General features: G+C 32.9%; 23 protein-coding genes. 10 read left to right on the top strand and 13 right to left on the bottom strand.

The features are described from left to right. Nucleotides 1-6: 6 nt before the first annotated feature. Nucleotides 7-309, bottom strand: coding sequence for a helix-turn-helix transcriptional regulator (locus MQX03_RS02710; protein WP_229984855.1), 303 nt, complete (start codon nt 307-309; stop codon nt 7-9). Between the two features lie 301 nt (nt 310-610). Between MQX03_RS02710 and MQX03_RS02705 the strand changes: the two genes are divergently transcribed. Next, complete coding sequence (locus MQX03_RS02705; protein WP_242801277.1) at nt 611-1,204, top strand: Crp/Fnr family transcriptional regulator; 594 nt, start codon at nt 611-613, stop codon at nt 1,202-1,204. 33 nt (nt 1,205-1,237) lie between these two features. Here MQX03_RS02705 and MQX03_RS02700 read toward each other — a convergent pair whose 3' ends face one another. Both MQX03_RS02700 and MQX03_RS02695 read right to left on the bottom strand, forming a co-directional pair. Further along, nucleotides 1,238-1,981 (bottom strand): SDR family oxidoreductase, encoded by a 744-nt coding sequence (locus MQX03_RS02700; RefSeq protein WP_242801275.1) that lies wholly within the window; start codon nt 1,979-1,981, stop codon nt 1,238-1,240. A 36-nt stretch (nt 1,982-2,017) separates the two neighbouring features. Then, nucleotides 2,018-2,632, bottom strand: a complete 615-nt coding sequence (locus MQX03_RS02695; RefSeq protein WP_129537044.1) for a Crp/Fnr family transcriptional regulator — start codon at nt 2,630-2,632, stop codon at nt 2,018-2,020. A 315-nt stretch (nt 2,633-2,947) separates the two neighbouring features. Between MQX03_RS02695 and MQX03_RS02690 the strand changes: the two genes are divergently transcribed. Beyond that, complete coding sequence (locus MQX03_RS02690; protein WP_229984851.1) at nt 2,948-3,454, top strand: pyridoxamine 5'-phosphate oxidase family protein; 507 nt, start codon at nt 2,948-2,950, stop codon at nt 3,452-3,454. A gap of 26 nt (nt 3,455-3,480) precedes the next feature. Further along, nucleotides 3,481-3,831, top strand: a complete 351-nt coding sequence (locus MQX03_RS02685; RefSeq protein WP_242801273.1) for a hypothetical protein — start codon at nt 3,481-3,483, stop codon at nt 3,829-3,831. Nucleotides 3,832-3,834: 3 nt separating this feature from the next. Here the strand turns inward: MQX03_RS02685 and MQX03_RS02680 are convergent, their stop codons facing one another. The 5 genes from MQX03_RS02680 to MQX03_RS02660 all read right to left on the bottom strand — a co-directional run bounded on the left by MQX03_RS02680 (nt 3,835) and on the right by MQX03_RS02660 (nt 7,134). After that, complete coding sequence (locus tag MQX03_RS02680) at nt 3,835-4,425, bottom strand: Crp/Fnr family transcriptional regulator (protein WP_242801271.1); 591 nt, start codon at nt 4,423-4,425, stop codon at nt 3,835-3,837. Continuing rightward, complete coding sequence (gene ytxJ / locus MQX03_RS02675; protein ID WP_129537040.1) at nt 4,422-4,805, bottom strand: bacillithiol system redox-active protein YtxJ; 384 nt, start codon at nt 4,803-4,805, stop codon at nt 4,422-4,424. Before ytxJ ends, MQX03_RS02680 begins: the two co-directional genes overlap by 4 nt. Continuing rightward, nucleotides 4,802-5,263 carry a DUF1569 domain-containing protein gene (locus MQX03_RS02670; RefSeq protein ID WP_242801269.1) on the bottom strand — a complete coding sequence of 154 codons (462 nt, stop codon included), beginning with the start codon at nt 5,261-5,263 and terminating at the stop codon, nt 4,802-4,804. Before MQX03_RS02670 ends, ytxJ begins: the two co-directional genes overlap by 4 nt. After that, the gene (locus MQX03_RS02665; protein WP_242801267.1) at nt 5,257-5,793 is read right to left on the bottom strand and encodes a YfiT family bacillithiol transferase; all 537 of its coding nucleotides are present in this window, start codon (nt 5,791-5,793) and stop codon (nt 5,257-5,259) included. The genes MQX03_RS02670 and MQX03_RS02665 overlap by 7 nt, the downstream gene beginning before the upstream one ends. Nucleotides 5,794-5,991: 198 nt before the next feature. Next, entirely contained in the window at nt 5,992-7,134 is a 1,143-nt protein-coding gene (locus MQX03_RS02660; RefSeq protein WP_242801265.1) for a DEAD/DEAH box helicase, read from the bottom strand. Nucleotides 7,135-7,489: 355 nt separating this feature from the next. On the opposite strand from MQX03_RS02660, the gene pncA reads away from it, so the two are divergent. After that, nucleotides 7,490-8,095 (top strand): bifunctional nicotinamidase/pyrazinamidase, encoded by a 606-nt coding sequence (gene pncA / locus MQX03_RS02655; protein ID WP_242801263.1) that lies wholly within the window; start codon nt 7,490-7,492, stop codon nt 8,093-8,095. Between the two features lie 127 nt (nt 8,096-8,222). Here the strand turns inward: pncA and MQX03_RS02650 are convergent, their stop codons facing one another. Next, nucleotides 8,223-9,170, bottom strand: coding sequence for a pseudouridine synthase (locus MQX03_RS02650; RefSeq protein WP_129537306.1), 948 nt, complete (start codon nt 9,168-9,170; stop codon nt 8,223-8,225). 390 nt (nt 9,171-9,560) lie between these two features. Between MQX03_RS02650 and aroB the strand changes: the two genes are divergently transcribed. From aroB to MQX03_RS02625, 5 genes are all read left to right on the top strand, one after another. Continuing rightward, nucleotides 9,561-10,607 carry a 3-dehydroquinate synthase gene (aroB, locus tag MQX03_RS02645; RefSeq protein ID WP_242801261.1) on the top strand — a complete coding sequence of 349 codons (1,047 nt, stop codon included), beginning with the start codon at nt 9,561-9,563 and terminating at the stop codon, nt 10,605-10,607. Between the two features lie 229 nt (nt 10,608-10,836). Next, the gene (locus MQX03_RS02640) at nt 10,837-11,529 is read left to right on the top strand and encodes a porin family protein (protein WP_129537035.1); all 693 of its coding nucleotides are present in this window, start codon (nt 10,837-10,839) and stop codon (nt 11,527-11,529) included. A 216-nt stretch (nt 11,530-11,745) separates the two neighbouring features. Next, nucleotides 11,746-12,468, top strand: a complete 723-nt coding sequence (locus MQX03_RS02635; RefSeq protein WP_242801259.1) for a porin family protein — start codon at nt 11,746-11,748, stop codon at nt 12,466-12,468. A 428-nt stretch (nt 12,469-12,896) separates the two neighbouring features. After that, nucleotides 12,897-13,196: a hypothetical protein gene (locus MQX03_RS02630; RefSeq protein WP_229984841.1), complete on the top strand. Its 300-nt coding sequence runs from the start codon at nt 12,897-12,899 to the stop codon at nt 13,194-13,196. Nucleotides 13,197-13,317: 121 nt separating this feature from the next. Further along, nucleotides 13,318-14,121: an enoyl-ACP reductase FabI gene (locus MQX03_RS02625; RefSeq protein ID WP_129537032.1), complete on the top strand. Its 804-nt coding sequence runs from the start codon at nt 13,318-13,320 to the stop codon at nt 14,119-14,121. 306 nt (nt 14,122-14,427) lie between these two features. Here the strand turns inward: MQX03_RS02625 and MQX03_RS02620 are convergent, their stop codons facing one another. Further along, complete coding sequence (locus MQX03_RS02620) at nt 14,428-14,916, bottom strand: YdeI/OmpD-associated family protein (protein WP_242801257.1); 489 nt, start codon at nt 14,914-14,916, stop codon at nt 14,428-14,430. Between the two features lie 134 nt (nt 14,917-15,050). Here MQX03_RS02620 and fsa point away from each other — a divergent pair, with 134 nt between their 5' ends. After that, nucleotides 15,051-15,704 (top strand): fructose-6-phosphate aldolase, encoded by a 654-nt coding sequence (gene fsa, locus MQX03_RS02615; RefSeq protein ID WP_229985023.1) that lies wholly within the window; start codon nt 15,051-15,053, stop codon nt 15,702-15,704. Nucleotides 15,705-15,755: 51 nt separating this feature from the next. Here the strand turns inward: fsa and MQX03_RS02610 are convergent, their stop codons facing one another. The 3 genes from MQX03_RS02610 to MQX03_RS02600 all read right to left on the bottom strand — a co-directional run bounded on the left by MQX03_RS02610 (nt 15,756) and on the right by MQX03_RS02600 (nt 19,245). Beyond that, a complete protein-coding gene (locus MQX03_RS02610; protein ID WP_242801255.1) occupies nt 15,756-16,601 on the bottom strand; it encodes a GLPGLI family protein in 846 nt (281 codons plus the stop codon). A gap of 13 nt (nt 16,602-16,614) precedes the next feature. Next, a complete protein-coding gene (locus MQX03_RS02605; RefSeq protein ID WP_242801253.1) occupies nt 16,615-17,460 on the bottom strand; it encodes a GLPGLI family protein in 846 nt (281 codons plus the stop codon). Nucleotides 17,461-17,628: 168 nt separating this feature from the next. Then, entirely contained in the window at nt 17,629-19,245 is a 1,617-nt protein-coding gene (locus tag MQX03_RS02600) for a pyruvate dehydrogenase complex dihydrolipoamide acetyltransferase (protein WP_242801251.1), read from the bottom strand. Nucleotides 19,246-19,307: the final 62 nt, after the last annotated feature.

Below are 19,307 nucleotides of genomic sequence, written 5' to 3'. Positions count from 1 at the left end.
ATGAAACTACAATTCATCAAACCATTTGTAGATATCGACTGATGAAGAGATATTCAGTTTTTTTCTGATTCTGTTTTTTCTGTTTTGTATTGCTTTCGGGGTTACATAAGTGTAGGTCGCAATTTCTTTTGTCGTTAGATTCAATTTCAGATATATACAAAATATCAGCTCCGAATTTTGGAGATTGGTTTGTATTGCTGCCAGTTTTTCAAAAAAATCCGGATTTGAAGTTTTGAATTTACTCAAAAGGCGCGGTGAGTTGTCTTTAGCAAGTCTTATAATTTCCTCTTCTGCCAAATTTTTCATCATATTTCTCAATTATATTTTTTTTCATTTCAAAGTATTACATCTATTTAATAATAAGTTTTCAGATATATTTCTACCATCAAATGATTAATTATCATCAAATATATTAGATTATACTGTTGACTTTTTATGATTGAAATCAAGATGTCAAAATTAAATTAAACTCGAATCAAAAACTATGTGGTATCTGTGTGGTAGCATATTAATTCACTATTAATAAAAATTATTTTTTCTTTACATTTTATTAAAACATCCCTATTTAAAGTAAATACAAGGAATAATAATTAGTGTTTTAAATCAATTTATGATTAATGAAGATCTACTGTTTTCTAATGGTGCAGAATATAAAAATTTTAAAGCAAACGAGATAATTTTTGCAGAAGGCGACACACCTTCCTATTATTTTCAGATTACAAAAGGTAAAGTGAAAATAAACAACTTCAACGACCAAGGAAAAGAGTTTATTCAGAGTATTATTTCTAAAGGTGGAAGTCTGGTGCCAACTGCCCTATTTTCTACAAAACCTTATCCTTTAAATGCTATTGCCATCGAAGATTGTACATTAATCAGACTTTCAAAACATAATTATTTACAGCTTTTAAAACAAAATCCCGATTTATATGAAACTACTTTGAATTTCATTTCAGAAAATATGTATTACAAATACATTATGATGCAAAGCATGTCATTTCAAAGTCCTGAAAATAAGCTCAAAACGTTGATGAATTACCTTAAAAATCAACATCAGGACCAGTCGCAATATTCATTTCAAATTCCATATACTCGTCAGCAATTGGCTTCTCTCACCGGATTAAGCGTCGAAACCGTCATCAGAGTCACAAAAAATATGGAGAAAAATGCTATCCTCAAAATACAAAACAGAAAGATATTTTTCTGATACTTCCTGCTTTTGATTTTTAAATCTGAATTTTTATCCGTTGACAATCAATCCGCCGTTGGGATGCAAAACCTGTCCGGTGATCTGCACAGCCTGATCTGATGCAAGAAAAAGAAAACTTGTAGCAATTTCTTCTTCAGTTGCATTTCTTTGTAGTGGCGGTTTAGATTGATCTTCTTCCTCTTCATCAAAAGTTTCTTTAGTAAGTGGTGTCGCCACTGGTCCTGGTGCCACTGCGTTTACCCGAATTCCCTTGGGTTTAGACTGTAGTGCCAATGATCTTGTGAATGAAACAATTGCTCCTTTCGTTGCAGAATAATCTAAAAGCTCCGCATGACCTTGATAAGCTGTAGCAGAAGTAGTATTGATTACAGACCCGCCCTCTTTTAAATATGGAAATGCAGCTTTTGTCAATAAAATCATCCCGATGATATTTGAATTAAAAGTTGTACGAATGTTTTCTTCCTCCAAATTTTCAATACTATCAGACGGAAATTGAGTTCCTGCATTATTGATTAAAATATCTAATTTCCGGAACTCTGAAACGGTTTTTGCAACTGCTTTCTTGCAAAATTCCGAGTCATTGATATCGCCTTGTAAAATGATTGATTTTCTTCCTAAAGAAATGATTTCATTCATCACTTTTGTCGCACCTTCTTCATCCGAATGAAACATAATGGAAACATTGGCGCCTTCTTTAGCAAAAAGTAATGCCACTGCTTTTCCTATTCCGCTGTCGGCACCTGTGATGAGTACCGATTTGTTTTCTAACTGCATTTATATTTCGCTTTTTGGTTTTATTTTAAATTAATTTTAAAAGAAAATTTTTCTATTGTCAATTTTCACTGTAAAATCTTTTTCCATTTTTTTTATGGTTCTGATAACTGTTTCTACACGAAGTCCCGTAAGATTGGCAATCTGCTGTCGAGTCAGCTGAACCTGAAATGATAACGGAATATCGTCACTGTGAAAACTTTTTAAATATTCTAATAAACCCGTCAGTCTTATAACCGGATCATTTGAAGCTAAATTTTGCATCATAATAAATTGATAATGCATTCTTTGAGACATACAAGAATTGATTTGAACAGAGGTTTCCGGATGTTTTTCAAGAAGATTCAAAAAATTAGGTTTAGCCAATTTTATTACTCTGCAATCTGTAATTGCTTCAGCGTTGATTGGATATCTTTTGTCAATAAATAACATAGAATCTCCGAAGCTTTGGCCAGATCCTAAAATATTGTGTATAAATTCTCGGCCTTCATCATCCTGATTATTTTCCTTTACTTTTCCCTCTACAATTTGAAAATAATACAAAGGAATTTCACCTTGTTGAAAAAATCTCTCACCTTCTTTGTATGATTTTATTTCACCTCCGAAAGCTTTTAAAAGATCTTCATCTAATTTAGTACAGCTAATGGTTTTCATATCATTTAATTAGTTTACCGAATTTTTAAGACATATTTTGTGCCAATTTCCATTCAAGCATTACTTGATTTAGTAAAATCAATCTTATATCCTTAAACTTAATTTACAACAATTATGATTTGAATCATAATTTATCAATATATTTAAACTATTTAATGTATTTTTAAATTATTTTAAAGTAATTATCATTTTTTGAGCTGTTTTTTAATTTTTGGTTAGATTTTTGAAGTTGAAAAATCAGTTAGAACATTTTTCTAACGTAAGAGAAATCACCACTTCTCTTTTTTTATTAAATCACACTTAAATATTAATATTATGTCAACAGAAAATCTAACGCACCTCGAGGCGATTAAAAAAATTAAAGAACTTTCAGAAAAGGCAAGAATTTGTATGTTTGCTACAGATCTTGAAACTTTACCGATTACTTCAAGACCAATGGGGCTTCAGGAAACTGATGATGAAGGTAATCTTTGGTTTATCAGCAGCGAAGCAAGTAACAAGAATTTTGAAATCAGAGACGACCGCAGAGTACAGCTTTTCTTTATGAATAACAGCAATTCTGAATACTTGTCAATCTACGGAGAAGCTTCAATTTATAAAGATAAAACTACCATCGAAGAAAAATGGTCAGCAATGGCCAATGCCTGGTTTGACGGTAAAGAAGACCCAAATGTATCGATCATTAGAGTAGAGCCGAAAGAAAGCTATTATTGGGATACCAAGGCAGGGAAATTGGTGAGTATGCTAAGTTTTGTGGCTGCTGCAGTGACCGGAAATAAAACTGACAATTCAGACGGTGTTGAAGGAAACGCAACGATTTAGAATTTTAAAACTATAAAAATGTAGCCATGATTTTTGAAGACCAACCGCATGCTGTTCGCCAGGAAATGAGCAGCATGCCACACGAAAACCTAAAGTTCATCACCAATATAATCAATTTTACGGGTGACAAATCTTTCATTCTCACTTCTTTGCAAAAAATTCAGAACAGCACACTCTGTGAGATTAAAAGAAATACCATCGATAAATTCATCAAAGAATACGCCCTCAATTTTGACGGATTTGTTGAAAACGACATCAGTCTTCATCATAACTCAAACCAACAAGTCTGTCCTGTTTTTGCGAAGAAATCTTTCGATAAAGTAATGATGGAGCAGGAATATCTGAATCGATTGGTAAGTATTTTGAATCCGGATTAATGATTAATCTGTTATAAAATTTTTTCTCGCCAATTCTTTTCTCACACGGCTTAAGCTTTCAGGTGTAATTCCTAAATATGATGCTACCATCCATTGTGGAACCCTGAGAAGCAGATCAGGATACATTTTGATGAATTTTAAATATCTTTCCTCCGCAGTTTCACCCAATAAAGAATTGATTCTGTCTTGTAAACTTTTTACATGTTTCTGAAGAACCAAATCATTTTTTTCAATACTGTTAGGAAATTCTTCTAATAATTTATTAAAAAAATCACGTTGCAAAACTGATACTTCAGAATCTTCTACCGCTTCAATATAATAGTTTGATTTTTCACTAAAATAAAGACTGCTTCGGTCACCAATCAACCAGTTTTCAGGAGCAAACTGAATAATGTGCTCTTTACCGTTTTTGTCAATAGAAAACATTCTTAACAGTCCTTTTTCTACGAAAAATGTATTGCGGCAAACTTCACCGTATTGTAACAAAAATTCGCCTTTAGAAACTTTTTTTGTTTCGTATTGTATACTGCAAAGGCTTAATCGTTCTGCCGGAACCTCTAAAACTCTTGCTAAATAATTAGTCATATTACTCATGAGGTGATCTGGCTTAAAGTGATATCCTGATGTGATGCATTATTGATTTCGTCACCATTTTCGATGACAATCAATTGCGGGCTTTCGTGTCTTATCCCGAAATCTTCAGCGATCTTATTCGAAATATTTCTATGTGCCAAAAGGTCTAAAAAATAAAGTGTAGCACCATGCTCCTGAGCCTCTTCAATTTCTTTTTCAAAATTTTTCAAGACCGTTTTACTGATAAAACAGCTCGTAGAATGTTTGAAAATCGCAATTTTTCCCGAATACGATTTTTTTATAGCTTCTTCCAAGTCTTTTTCAGATTCTATTAAATTCCAAAAAGATTTTGATTTATTTTCTTCAGCCTTTCCGCCAAATATTTTATCTAAAAAACTCATACATTAAATTGTTTTAAATGGTGATTGAGGTGTTTATATTCCATAAAACCCCAATCTTTTTCTTTCATCGTTCCAAATAGTGCGTGATCATTAGGTAAATTATGATTTTTATAAGCTTTTACGTATTCGTTCAGCGTATTCAAAAGATTATTTTTTGCTACCTCAAAATCACACTCAAAATTAACGATTAGTTTTTGAAAACTCGGCATATTATGCGGAATTCCATTATTGAAAATCTGAATTTCTTTTTTAGTTAAAATTCCTATTGCTCTGAATATAAAATTTGGCTTAGAAAGATGAACTTTTTTCAATGGAACTTTTAAAATCAATTCGCAATGAGTCAACATTTGGGCAACGTTCATCCTACCCCATTTTCTATGAGAATTTTCAGAAAGAAGAGAGATTCTTGAGATAATTTCATTCAAATCATTGCTGTTATGAAGACTTTTTTTTACCAAACTTTTTCGTTCTTTAAGTTTTCAATATGTGCAAAATGATGATTGCAATGCCAAGCGTAAAGCGCCAAAAAATATCTGAGATTATAGTCATCTTCCTTTTCAGGATGACGGAAGGTTTTTTCAAACTGCTTGTTGGTCATTGTTTTTAATAATACATACCATCTTTGATGAATACCTTTCAACATTCTCATCGCTGGTTTTACCGGCATGCTTATACTGTCCTGAAGTTCAGCCCATTTTGCTTCATCGTAAGGTTTTATTATTGGATTTTCTTCCGTTAAAGCTAATTTAAAACGAATAAAACTGTTCGCATGACTGTCTGCCAGATGATTTACAAGTTGTCTTACTGTCCAGCCGCCTTCTCTATATGGCGTGTCTAACTGCTCATCTGAAAAATCTTCAATTAGTTTTTTTAATTTTTCAGGGAAATTTTTGATGACTTTGATATGGCTTTCCAACTCAATGTCGCAACTGGTATTATTTTCTTGGAATTTTCCGATGGGAAATTTTTTATGCTCTAAATTATTCATAGTTGATTTTTATTTGAGTCTTGCTTTTCTAATTTTTTTAAGCAATTTCTGATGATAAGTTTTTTGTAAAAATATCAAAAATTCGAGAATTTAAATATGAAATAAACTTTAATTATAAATATTTTGCCTGAAAATTTTAGACAAAAAAACTCCAATTCTTTTAAAAATTGAAGTTTATTATAAGTTTAATTAAATACATTAATAACCATGTAAATCAATGCCTTCTGTTCGTTGCAAAGTCACTTTCTTTCCCATTTTTTTCTGAATCACTCTGAAATGCTGCAATTCATCATCCGTCAGAATATTGATGGCAGTTCCTCTTTCACCTGCACGACCTGTTCTACCAATCCGATGAATATAATCTAAAGGCGAACGCGGCAATTCGTAATTAATCACACAAGGCAAAGACTCGATATGAATACCACGACCAATTAAATCGGTTGCAACTAAAATCTGAGCACCATTCACTTTAAATTCTTCCAGATTATTTCTACGAGCACCCTGCGATTTCTGACTGTGAATAGCAACAGCTTTGATTTTATTTTTCTTTAGTTTTTCAACCAAATTGTCAGCAGATTTTGTAGATGAGACAAAAATCAGTGCTTTCTCAACTTTCTTTTCTTTAATTAAATATCTTAAAAATGGACCTTTGTCTTCCGGAGCGACATGATAAGCCAATTGCTCAATATTGTCAATTTCAACTTCTTCTTTTTTAATTTCAATCAATGTAGGATTCATTGAAATACATTTCTTCATCTCAGAAACCTTTTCATCTAACGTTGCAGAAAATAACGTCGTTTGTTTCATGACAGGCATCATGCCGAAAAGCTTATCCATCTCTTCCCCAAAACCTAGCTGGAACATTTTGTCGGCTTCATCAATCACCAAATGTTGAATTCCTGAAATACTCAATGCGTTATGGTCGATCAAATCTAAAAGACGACCAGGTGTTGCAATAAGTACCTCTACTCCAAACATTCCTTTCATCTGAGGATTGATAGAAACACCTCCATAAACTGCCATTGTACGAATCTCACGCTTCAAGTTTTCTGTAAAAGCTCTGAAAACTTCATCAATCTGAATCGCTAATTCTCGTGTAGGAACCAATATCAAAACCTGAACGTTACGGTCTTTTTTCACTTCTGCATTTTGCAGTTTCTCTAAAATAGGCATTACAAAACAAGCTGTTTTTCCGGAACCTGTTTGCGCAATTCCCATCAAATCTTTTCCTTGTAAAATTACAGGAATAGCCTGTTCCTGAATTGGAAATGGTTTTAAGTAACCTAACTTTTTAACAGAATGAATAATATTGCTTGATAATCCTAACGACTCAAATGACATAAAATATTGATTTATTGCAAAGATAAGCTATTGATATTTGGTTTATACCTCGAAAATGAAATACCGATTGTAATAATTTTAACAAAATAAAGATTTTAAACTTTTAACCTTTTAATTTCCATAAGGTTTGTGATTCCGGAGGAATCTACATATCGAAAATAAAATATAGTAGTAGATTCCTCCGAAATGACAAACTGAGCGTTCATTTTTAGGTATTAATAAGCTTCTTCACATTTATAAAATTGGTTGAGAACGATATTCTAAATGCCGTTTTGTCCGATATTTAAAATTTGGATAAATTTTTGAATATTAGATTTTAATAAATTATTAAAAAAAATCAACCATAATAATAAGTATGAAAAAAGCATTAATAATAGTCGATGTTCAGAATGATTTTTGTGAAGGCGGAGCTTTGGCTGTTCCGGGAGCCAACGAAGTAATCCCGTACATCAATCTTCTGATGGAAGAAAACGAATATGACCAAATTGTTCTGACTCAGGATTGGCATCCTGCAAATCATAAAAGTTTTGCCAGCAACAATAATAGAAAAGTTGGCGAAAGTATTATTTTAAATGGTGTTCCGCAGTTTATGTGGCCAGATCATTGTGTGGAAGGAACTTTCGGGGCAGAATTTCATAAAGACTTAAACAGAGAAAAAGTAACTCATGTAATTCAGAAAGGAAAAAATACTGAAATTGATGCTTACAGTGGTTTTCAGGATAATAATCACTTTATGAAAACCGGTTTGGATGACTTTTTAAAATATCATGATATTCAATTGATTGAAATTGTCGGGCTGGCGTTAGATTACTGTGTAAAATTCACAGCTACAGATGCTGTGGCAAACGGCTACGTAACTTGTCTTCATTTTAACGGAACACGAGCTGTCAATGTAAAACCAGATAACGGTAAAGATGCCATTTTTGAAATGATTCAGAAAGGGGTGACGGTCTTGGGGTAATCTGTTATAAGTTTTGAATTATTAATTATGAGTTCATTCTAAACACAAACTAAACTGATAATTTACTACAAAAAAAGACGCAGAATTAATTTTCTGCGTCTTTTATATTTTAAACTTAAAAGCTCTATTAAAGCATCTTTAAATTATTCACTTCCAAATCTGTAAGGATTCTCCAGTGTCCTCTTTTGATGTTTTTCTTTGTCATTCCGGCAAACATTACTCTGTCTAATGCTTCCACCTCGTATCCTAATCTTTGGAAAATTCTTCTGATAAGACGGTTCCAGCCGATGCTGATTTCCATTCCAATTTCATTTCTCGGTTTCCCTTCGATAAATGAAATTTGATCTACAACTGCGATACCTTCTTCCAAACGAATCCCTTCTACAATCAGTTTCATGTCTTCATTGGTCAATTTCTTATCCAAAGTTACATGATAGATTTTTTTAGAATCAAAAGATGGGTGCGTCAGTTTCTTCGTCATGTGTCCGTCATTGGTCAAAAGAATAACTCCCGTCGTAGAACGGTCTAATCTTCCCACTGGGAACAAACGATATGGTGATGCATTGGCAACCAAATCCATTACGGTTTTTCTTGCTTTGTCATCTTTGGTTGTAGAAATATATCCTTTTGGCTTATTCAAAAGTACATAAACCGGTTTTTCCGGAGTAATACCTTGTCCGTCGAAAACCACTTTATCCGTTTTCTCAACCTGATATCCCATTTCGGTAACTACCTTTCCGTTGACCTCTACCAATCCTTGAACGATTAAGTCGTCCGCTTCTCTCCTGCTGCAAATTCCTGAGTTTGCGATGTATTTGTTAAGACGAATCGTGTCTTTATGAACATCTTTTTCAACCTTTTTGAATCTTCTTTTTTGTACAAAAGATTTTGCTCTGTCGTCATCTCTGTCAGTTTCGCTGCCAGGTCTTCTTCCATATTTTAAGCTTCCTCTTTCGTATTTATCTCTGGTATTAGTACTTCTTACACCTCCCCTTTTAGATCCGAAAGATTTCTTTTCTTCACCTTTGTTGGATACAAATGGTTCTTTTTCAGTTTTTGAGTATTTCTTTTCCATTCGACTCTCATAGCTAGTATCAGATCTCCTAGAATCAGGTTTTGAAAAAGGTGTAGAGCTGTCTGTATCTCTATCGCTTCTGCCGAAAGGCTTTTTCTCAAATTTTGATGAGCCATTGTCATCTCTATCTTTTGGCTCAAAACTTCTTCCGCCAGTTTTAGAGAACGGCTTTTTGAAAGATTTTGAATCTGAAGAATTTCCAGATTTAGGAGAGCGAGGACTGTCCGAATTTCTTGTTGAAGATCTCGGTTTTTTTGGTCTTCCTGAATTATTATTGTCTCTGCTCATTCTAAATATTTTTGCAAAGATAGTGATTTAGTTACGAGTTAGAAATTAAGAATCATAACTTTGTACAATTGTTTGCTTATTAATTTATTCAAAAATCAAAAAATGATTACTTTTTTAGACCAAAATTTTTCTCAGCTCAACGATTTTATTACTCAAAACACATTCAGCAAAATATTTATTCTTGTAGACGAAAATACGCATGAATACTGTCTTCCTGTACTTTTGGGAAATTTGGAAACAGAAATCAGTTTTGAAATTCTGGAAGTTGAGCCTGGTGAGGAAATGAAAAACATTCAGACGGTCACTCAATTGTGGGAAATTTTAACTGAAATGCAGGCTGACCGAAAAGCTCTGATCATGAATCTTGGCGGTGGCGTAATCACCGACATGGGTGGTTTTATTGCTTCTACCTATAAAAGAGGAATTCAGTTTATCAATATTCCTACTACTCTTCTATCCATGTGTGATGCATCTATTGGCGGAAAAACTGGAATTGATCTGATGCATTATAAAAATATGGTAGGAACATTCAGTTTTCCGGAGCAGATTTTTGTGTATCCTCAGTTTTTAGAAACGCTTCCTTATAAAGAACTGCGAAGCGGCTTTGCCGAAATGCTGAAACATGGTTTGATTGCAGACAAAGCTCATTGGGAAAATTTAACTCAAATTCAGAAACTAGACGTTGAAGGTATTCTTCCACACATTCAGACTTCAATGGATATTAAGCAGGAAGTTGTAGAGAAAGATTTTCACGAGAAAAATATAAGAAAAACCCTGAATTTTGGTCATACGATTGGTCATGCGATAGAAAGCTTATGTTTAGAAAAAGAGAATCCTATTCTCCACGGTGAGGCTGTAGCATTGGGAATGATTTGCGAAACGCATCTTTCTTATCTGGAAGGTTTGATTTCAAAAGAGGATTCAGAATTGATTATCGAAAACATTGAGAAATATTATTCATTTATAGATTTAAGTGAATTTAAAGATGATGATATATTCAGATTATTATTAAATGACAAAAAGAATGCAGATGCAAAAATCAACTTTTCCTTACTTTCAGGAATTGGTTCTTGTGTTTTTGACCACGAATGTAAGACACAAAACATTCAAAAATCATTGGATTTTTATAGAAAACTGAGTAATTTTTAAGCTAAATTTAACAAATATTATTCATAGCATATTATTTCAATACATAATTTAAATACTTGATTTTAAGCTATTTAAAAATATATTTTCAATTTAATGATATCTATCATATCTTGTCCAGACCCATAATTTTGATTTTGGCAAACAATTTGAAAGATACCACTCGTCAAAATGAAAAATTTGACAGTAAAATTTAAAATTAGGAAATAGTAAATATTAAAAATTTAAAGTTATGAAAAAGTTAATTTTAGGACTAGCAATTACAGCAGGTTCATTAGCATTCGCTCAGACAACAACAACTAAATCAACATCTTCATCAGATGTAAGATTCGGTGTTAAAGGTGGTATGAACGTTTCTTCATTATCTAAAGATGCAGGTCTTGAAGACCAAAAATCAAAAATCGGTTTTAACGCTGGTATTTTCGCAACAATTCCGGTAGCAGAATCTTTTAGTATTCAGCCAGAGGTTTTGTATAGTCAATATGGAGCTAAAATAGAAAGCACAAACGAATTTACAGTACTTGGTACAACAACTAGAAATGTTGAATCTTATTCAACAAATCTTGATTACATTGCAGTTCCTGTAATGTTCCAATATAATTTTGTGCCAAACTTCTATGTTGAAGCAGGTCCTGAATTCGGATTTTTAGTTGGAGCTAAAAATAAAGGTGATAGAACTACTACCGTTACAACAGGTTCTAACACTTCTACATCATCAGCAAGTTATAGTGACAAAATTGATAAGGATAATTTAAATACATTCAATTTTGGTATCGGTCTTGGTGCTGGTTATTACTTCACAGATAATATTGGTATCACAGCGAGATATGTTGCTGGTGTAACTGATGTTGCTAAAGACAGACCAAATGGTTCTGATGCAGTAAGAAACAATACTTTCCAAGTAGGTTTGGCTTACAAATTCTAAGGACTGTAAGTTTTTAGACAAATTTTAATTCAATATACGTGAGGTTAGGTTTTACATAACTCCTAACCTCTTTTTTTTTGGCAGAATCGCCATTCTCACATCATGACATTCTCGTTTCATCGGTGTTTAAAATGAATTTTTAAGTGATAATTAATTGTTCAGTAATTAAAAATATAATTACTAAGCAACACTCTATTTAATATTAAAAGAAAGATTATGAAAAAGTTATTTTTAGGATTGGCAGTTGTTGCCGGATCATTTGCATTTGCACAAGAGGTAGAAACTATATCAGCTCAGCCACAACCACTTCATGTTAAAGAACCCGTAAGATTTGGTATAAAAGGTGCTGCTACAGCAACTCAATTTAGTGAACAAGAATTAAATGGTAAAAATCAAAAAATAGGCTTTAATGCAGGAGTTTTTGTAAATATTCCTTTATCAGAGAAATTTGCTTTACAGCCAGAGGTTTTATACAATCAAATGGGAGCCAAAAGTGTAGTTTCTGATACGGAAATTATCACCGGTGCCACAAGTGTAAGAACAAAAACAGATTTCACAACATCGCTAAATTATGTTTCTGTACCACTAATGTTACAGATGAAACCATCAAAGAATTTTTATATTGAGGCAGGTCCTGAATTTAGTTATTTTGTAGACGGAAAAAACAAAGGTGAGCAAACAATTGCAACTACAACTGCAGGCACGACGATTACTCAGACACAATCGTCATCAGAAAGCATCAACAAAGATGATATCAAAAAATTCAACGTTGGTTTAGGTCTTGGTTTAGGATATTATTTCACTCCTAATCTTGGTATCAATGCAAGATATGTAAATAGTCTTACTCATATTGCCAACAATTCGGATGCAGTAAATGATGCTCAGAAAAACATCAATACCAACAGAGGATTTCAGTTAGGTTTAGCTTACAAATTCTAGTAATAGAAAATTTTATTTCAAAGAATAAAATCCGTCACATAAAATTGTATGACGGATTTTTTTGGTTTAAGTAAATTTTAATAATGCTTCTTTAAAACTCATTAATCGTCACATAAAAATATCCGTGAGTTAATGAAGCAGAACTGCCATTTATATTTTCAAGTTAATTTGAATATTTAATAAAGAACTACGCAACCCCATTTGTAAAGGTATTGGATAAAGCACCGAAGTTTATTCCTCTGTTTGTACCAAATCTACCTATGATATAAGAATTTTACTTAAAAAAACAAATCATCATAATTCTACAAGTATAAATTCAGACAAGCGTAAAAGATTATTTAAATTTTATGAAAAATTTAACTATCACATTTTTTTTTAGGAATAGTTCTTGTTTAATCTAATATATAACACTTAAATACTATAATATTATGGACAATCAAGATTACAACAAAGCAGAAAAAGCAGTAAATAATACAGAAGATGCATTAAGAAATACTGCAAGTGACGCAAAATGGAAAATTAGTGATCTAGCTGACAAAGCGAGAGATTATATCAAAGAAAAACGTGATAATGATCAGGAAGCTACTCAGGAAGACTGGCTAGACAGAGTGAAAGCTAATGCTTCTGAAACATGGGAAGACATTAAAGATGGCGCAAGTGATGCCTGGGAAAAAACAAAAGATGCTGCTGAAGATGTGAAAGCAGAATGGAACAAGAAAACGAATTAGAAAAATTCAGTCTTTTAAATATATTCAAAGAAAATGGAGTCTTTTTACAAAGGCTCCGTTTTTTATTATGTCCTAAACATAAATTATTGCTACATTTGTAGATATTAAACATTAAAAAATTATGTCATACGGTTTACTTAAAGGGAAGAAAGGAATTATTTTTGGAGCCCTTAATGAACAATCTATCGCATGGAAAGTTGCTGAGAGATGCCATGAAGAAGGCGCTGAATTTATATTATCTAACGCTCCTATCGCTTTAAGAATGGGAGAATTGAACGGATTAGCTGAAAAAACAGGTTCTGAAGTAATTGGCGCAGATGCTACTTCTACAGAAGATCTTGATAAACTTTTTGATGCTGCAATCGCAAAATTCGGGAAAATAGATTTTATTCTTCACTCGATAGGAATGTCCGTAAATGTAAGAAAGGGAAAACACTATACTGAGATGAATTACGATTGGACAGAGAAAGGTTGGGATATCTCAGCAGTATCTTTCCACAAAGTAATGCGTACAGCGTGGGAAAAAGACTGTATGAATGAATGGGGAAGCATTTTGGCTCTTACTTACATTGCAGCTCAAAGAACGTTCCCGGATTACAATGATATGTCTGATAACAAAGCATACTTAGAAAGTATTGCAAGAACTTTCGGATATTACTGGGGTGACAGAAAAGTGCGTGTAAATACTGTTTCTCAGTCTCCTACCGTTACTACTGCAGGAAGCGGAGTAAAAGGTTTCGGAGGTTTCTTAGGATATGCTGAAGATATGTCTCCACTAGGAAATGCATCAGCTCTTGAGTGTGCAGATTACTGTGTAACTTTATTCTCAGATCTTACCAAGAAAGTAACGATGCAGAATTTATTCCATGACGGAGGATTCAGCAGCTCAGGAGTTACTCAGAAAGTCATCAGCAAATATGACTAATAATTGATTATTAAAAATCTTATGAGCCTTTGTAAAGGTTCGTTAAATAAATAAACCCATGAATTTTTCATGGGTTTTGTTTTTTGATTTTGTTACCATCCGGAAAATTCACCTTCCACGTACCCTCCATTCACATATCTGGAAGTATCGTTTGTATGCCATGCGTATACTCACCATAAGCATCAATTAAAGATAAATTGTATTCCAAAGAAATTGATTTCTAACTTTTTAATAAAAAAGTTTATTATGATAATTAATACTTAATCATATTAAAATAAATCCAATAATACTTATCAGATTTTATTTTTAATTAATATTCTTACCAAAAAAATCTGTTTCACCTTTTAGATGACTGACAATTTTAATTATATTTTTCTGAACTGCAGCTTCAGTTTTAAGATTGTTAATATATTTGATGAGTTCATTTCTTCTGGAAGGCACTAAGTTTTCAAAATTTTCTAACGCCGTAGGATTATTTTTAATTGCTTTATCTAATTCCGGATGAATGGTATGAGTTCTTTCAGCATCATCGTAAGCAATTGAAACATCAAGAATTTCACTAATTCTTTTTGGTGAATTTTCTAGCATCGTTACATTGATATACAACCTCCATTCTCCAAGATATTTCATTAAATTTTGTCTGAATTCTTTTCCATTCACAAATCCTTTTACAGGAACTGGGCTCTTATTTTTCCCCGCTTTTTCGAATATTTCATTTAAAATTTCTTCAGGTACAAAAACAAAAGGATTTATTCCTATAATCTCTAATTTGGCTGTGAAATGATTATTTTCCATGAAGAACAAAGTTACATTTTTTAGAATATAGATAGTAAATTTCAGACTCTCACACAAACCCGTTTTGTAATACAATCTCAATATTTAATTACAAAGTATTCATTATCTTTGCTGTAATAAATCTATTATACATAATGAAATTTTTTATTGACACTGCAAACTTAGAGCAAATTAAAGAAGCTAAAGATCTTGGGATTCTGGATGGTGTAACCACAAACCCATCATTGATGGCTAAGGAAGGAATCAGAGGAGCTGAAGCGATTAAAAATCATTACAAAGCAATTTGTGAAATCGTAGACGGAGATATATCTGCGGAAGTACTTTCTACAACTTACGAAGAAATGATCAAAGAAGGTGATGAATTGGCGGCAATTCACCCAAATATCGTGGTGAAAATACCGATGATCAAAGACGGTATCAAAGCATTAAAATATTTTTCTGATAAAGGAATCAGAACTAACTGTACTTTAATTTTCTCTGTTGGACAGGCTCTTTTAGCTGCTAAAGCTGGTGCTAGTTATGTTTCGCCTTTCTTAGGAAGATTAGATGATATTTCTACAGATGGTTTAAACTTAATTGAAGAAATCAGATTGGTTTTTGATAACTACATGTACGAAACTGAAATTCTAGCAGCATCTATCCGTCATTCAATGCATATTATTGACTGTGCTAAAATCGGCGCGGATGTTATTACTTCACCACTTCCTCCAATCTTGAGTTTGTTGAAGCACCCATTAACAGATAGCGGTTTGGCTCAGTTTATTGCAGATTCTCAGAAACTAGCTTAATCATTTTTAGTTTGAAATATGAACGCCCGAAACTTTAGTTTCGGGCGTTTTTTATTGTAGTAAATCAAGTTCTAAAAGATTATTATTTTTAGCATTATTTTCTTTAGCTCTTTTTTCCTGATCTCTCATCATTTTGCTGGTATCAAGTTCTTTTCCGTTTGCATCTGTAAAAGTAACTTTTCCTCCTTGTGACATTAGCTGCCTCATACCTTTTGTAGGATTGTTTCTTTGGTCAATGAACTGTTTTTTATATTTATCTGTATTTAAAATAATTATTGGTCTGAATCTCTCTTGATCATTTTCACTAACCCAAACTTCATTTGGTTTTAAATTTTTCACCTCTTTTAAAACATAAGAGTGTGAGTTTGTTTTATCTTCAATTTTTACAATCAATCCAGGTAAACCATTGAATTTATAAGGACCGTCCTGAAAAGGAATATCAGTAGTAAACCATGCAATCCAATTTCTTCCTGCAAACTGAGTAATTGCTTTTTGGGTGTTAAACTCTCCTATTTTTTCTTTATCAGGAAGAATCTTCCAATTTAGTTTTCTGTCATCAATAACTTTATAATCATCCATATCTATCTGACTAAAGAAATTAATTATGTAATCCGGATAAGTTTTTTCGACAATATACTGAACTCTTCCAAATTTAATTCCTTTGAAATCATGACTGCCTTTTTTATCCATTACTTTCATCAGCGAATCTGCTACAGCTTTATCTCGGCTGTAAAATTTAGAACCATTTTTTGAAATATCGAGATACATCAGTTCTGTTTCAGATTTATCTTTTGCTGTAGAATCGCTCACAAATTTATATTCATAGCTGAATCTTTGATTTTGTGCATACAATAGAATACTTGAAAAAGTGAAAATTGTAAGTAATAGGTTTTTCATTATTTGTATTTAATTATTGTAATAACTCTAGTTCTAAAACATTATTGTTCTTAGCATTATTTGCTTTAGCATTTTTTTCCATGTCACGCATCATATCCTGAATGTCCAAAGGCTTCCCCTTTTCATCTATCATCATTATTTTATTACCTCCAGACATCATTTGACGCATACCTTTAGTTGGATTTTCTCTGTTATCTTTAAACTGTTTCTTGTATTTTTCCTGATCTATGGCAATTATGGCATTAAAACTTTTCTTTTCTCCGTCACTTTTCCATTCTTGATCAGACCGTAATTTTTTGATTTCTTTCAGAACAAATGAATGCGATTTAGTTTTATCTTCAATTTTAATAATTAATCCAGGCAAACCATTAAATTTGTAAGGGCCATCCTGGATGGGAATGTCAGATACAAACCAAGCTGTCCACGTTCTTCCGGCAAAATTACAGGTTGCTTTTTGGGCATTTAAATCTCCAATTGTTTCTTTTTCCGAAAGAATCTTCCAATCCATTTTGCGATTATCAGAAATCTTGTATTTACTCATATCAAGGTTATCAAATAAATTTATTTTAAAATCAGGATAAGATTTTTCAACTACATATACAACTAATCCATAGTCAATTCCGCTAAAATCTTTATTTTGATTTTTTACAATCTCCAAATGTAGAGAATCTGCTATTTCTCTTTTCTGGCTGAAGAATTTCGAACCTTTTTTGGCGACATCAAGATACATGAGCTCAGACTCTTTGTCATTCATTTTTGTAGAGTCTTTTACGAATACATATTCGTATGCAAATCGTTGGCTTTGTGCGAAAACAGTGCAGCTGAAAAATGAAAGCAATCCTATAATAATTTTCTTCATTTAAATTTTTTCACTAAAATAGGATATTATTCTCTATTGGCAAAGATTCTTAAGTTAGAAGTTAGAAGTTAGAAGTTAGAAGCAAAATTAAGAATTATACTACTAAGTAAAATTTAAAACAAAAAAACCTCTCGAGATGAGAGGTTTTAATATAATATAAAAAGAAAATTACAGTAACAATGTTAATGGACTTTCTAAATATGTTTTTAAAGTCTGTAAGAATTGAGCTCCCGTAGCACCGTCTACCACTCTGTGGTCACATGCTAATGAAAGTTTCATAAGATTACCTACTACAATTTGACCATCTTTTACGATTGGTTTCTCAACAATAGCACCTACTGAAAGAATTGCAGCATTTGGTTGATTGATAATACTTGTAAAGGTTTCAATTCCGAACATTCCTAAGTTTGAGATAGAGAATGTAGACCCTTCCATTTCGTTTGCTTTAAGACCTTTAGATTTTGCTCTTCCGGCCATATCTTTCATAGCAGCAGAAATCTGAGTGTAATTCATTTGGTCTGTGTTTTTCAGAACCGGAACTACCAATCCGTCAGGAATCGCAACTGCTACTCCAACATTGATGTTTCCTCTGTGAATTACTTTATCTCCTGCCCAGCTTGAGTTCACCTGCGGATGTTTTCTTAAAGCAACTGCTGTCGCCTTAATAATCATATCGTTGAATGAGATTTTAGTATCTGGCAATGAGTTGATTTCTTTTCTTGCCTCAATCGCTTTATCCATGTTGATTTCAACCATCAGATAATAGTGAGGAGCAGAGAACTTACTTTCAGAAAGACGTTTCGCAATGATATTTCTTACTTGAGAGTTTGGAGTTTCTGTATCTTCTCCCTGTACAAAGCTTAAAGCAACCTGAGCAGCCGCATGAGTTTGTGCCGGAGCAGCTTCAGTTTTTTGTGAAGGCTGATAATTTTCAATATCTTTTTTCACAATTCTTCCGTTCTCACCAGAACCTTGAAGACTGTTGATGTCAACGCCTTTATCCTGAGCCATTTTTTTAGCTAGAGGAGAAATTGCTACTCTGTCTGATGACGAAGTATTTGTAGTTTGTGCAACCGATTTCTCTTCTGCTTTCGCTTCAGATTTTTGTTCAGCTGGTTTGTCCTCAGATTTTGTTGCCGGTTTTGCAGCTCCAACTCCTGAAACATCAGTTCCTTCAGGGCCGATAATTGCTAACACACTGTCAACAGGTGCAGCTCCACCTTCTTCAACACCTTGCTTTAGAAGAACTCCGTTAAATTCAGATTCGAAATCCTGAACTGCTTTATCTGTTTCGATCTCAGCAAGAAGATCTCCTTCTTTTACTGTATCTCCAACGTTTTTGTGCCATTTAGCTACCTTACCTTCTGTCATTGTATCAGAAAGTCTTGGCATTGTAATTACCTCTACTCCTGCAGGAACTTCAGCTGAAGTTTGCTCAACGCTTGTAGATTCGTTTTCAGTTTTAGATTCTTCTTCAGATTTTTTCTCTTCAGAAGCACCTTCAGCCGCCGGAGCATTTCCTCCTTTTAAAGAAGAAATATCTTCACCTTCTTGACCGATAATTGCTAAAATAGAATCAACTGCCGCAGCAGCACCTTCTTCAACTCCTACAAATAAAAGAGTTCCTTCAATTTCAGATTCGAAATCCTGAACCGCTTTATCCGTTTCAATTTCAGCTAAAATATCTCCTTCCTTTATTTTATCTCCTACTTTTTTATGCCATTTCGCCACCTTACCTTCCGTCATAGTGTCGGAAAGACGTGGCATTGTAATAACTTCTGCCATAATCTATATTGATTTGAGATTCGAGATTCGAGATTTGAGATTAGATAGCCTCAAATTCAAAT

The sequence above is a fragment of the Chryseobacterium aahli genome, assembly GCF_022699665.1.
In the GTDB taxonomy this organism is placed as follows: Bacteria; Bacteroidota; Bacteroidia; order Flavobacteriales; family Weeksellaceae; genus Chryseobacterium; species Chryseobacterium aahli.
Note: the sequence above shows the minus strand (reverse complement) of the source record. Positions and strands in the feature narration are given on the sequence as shown.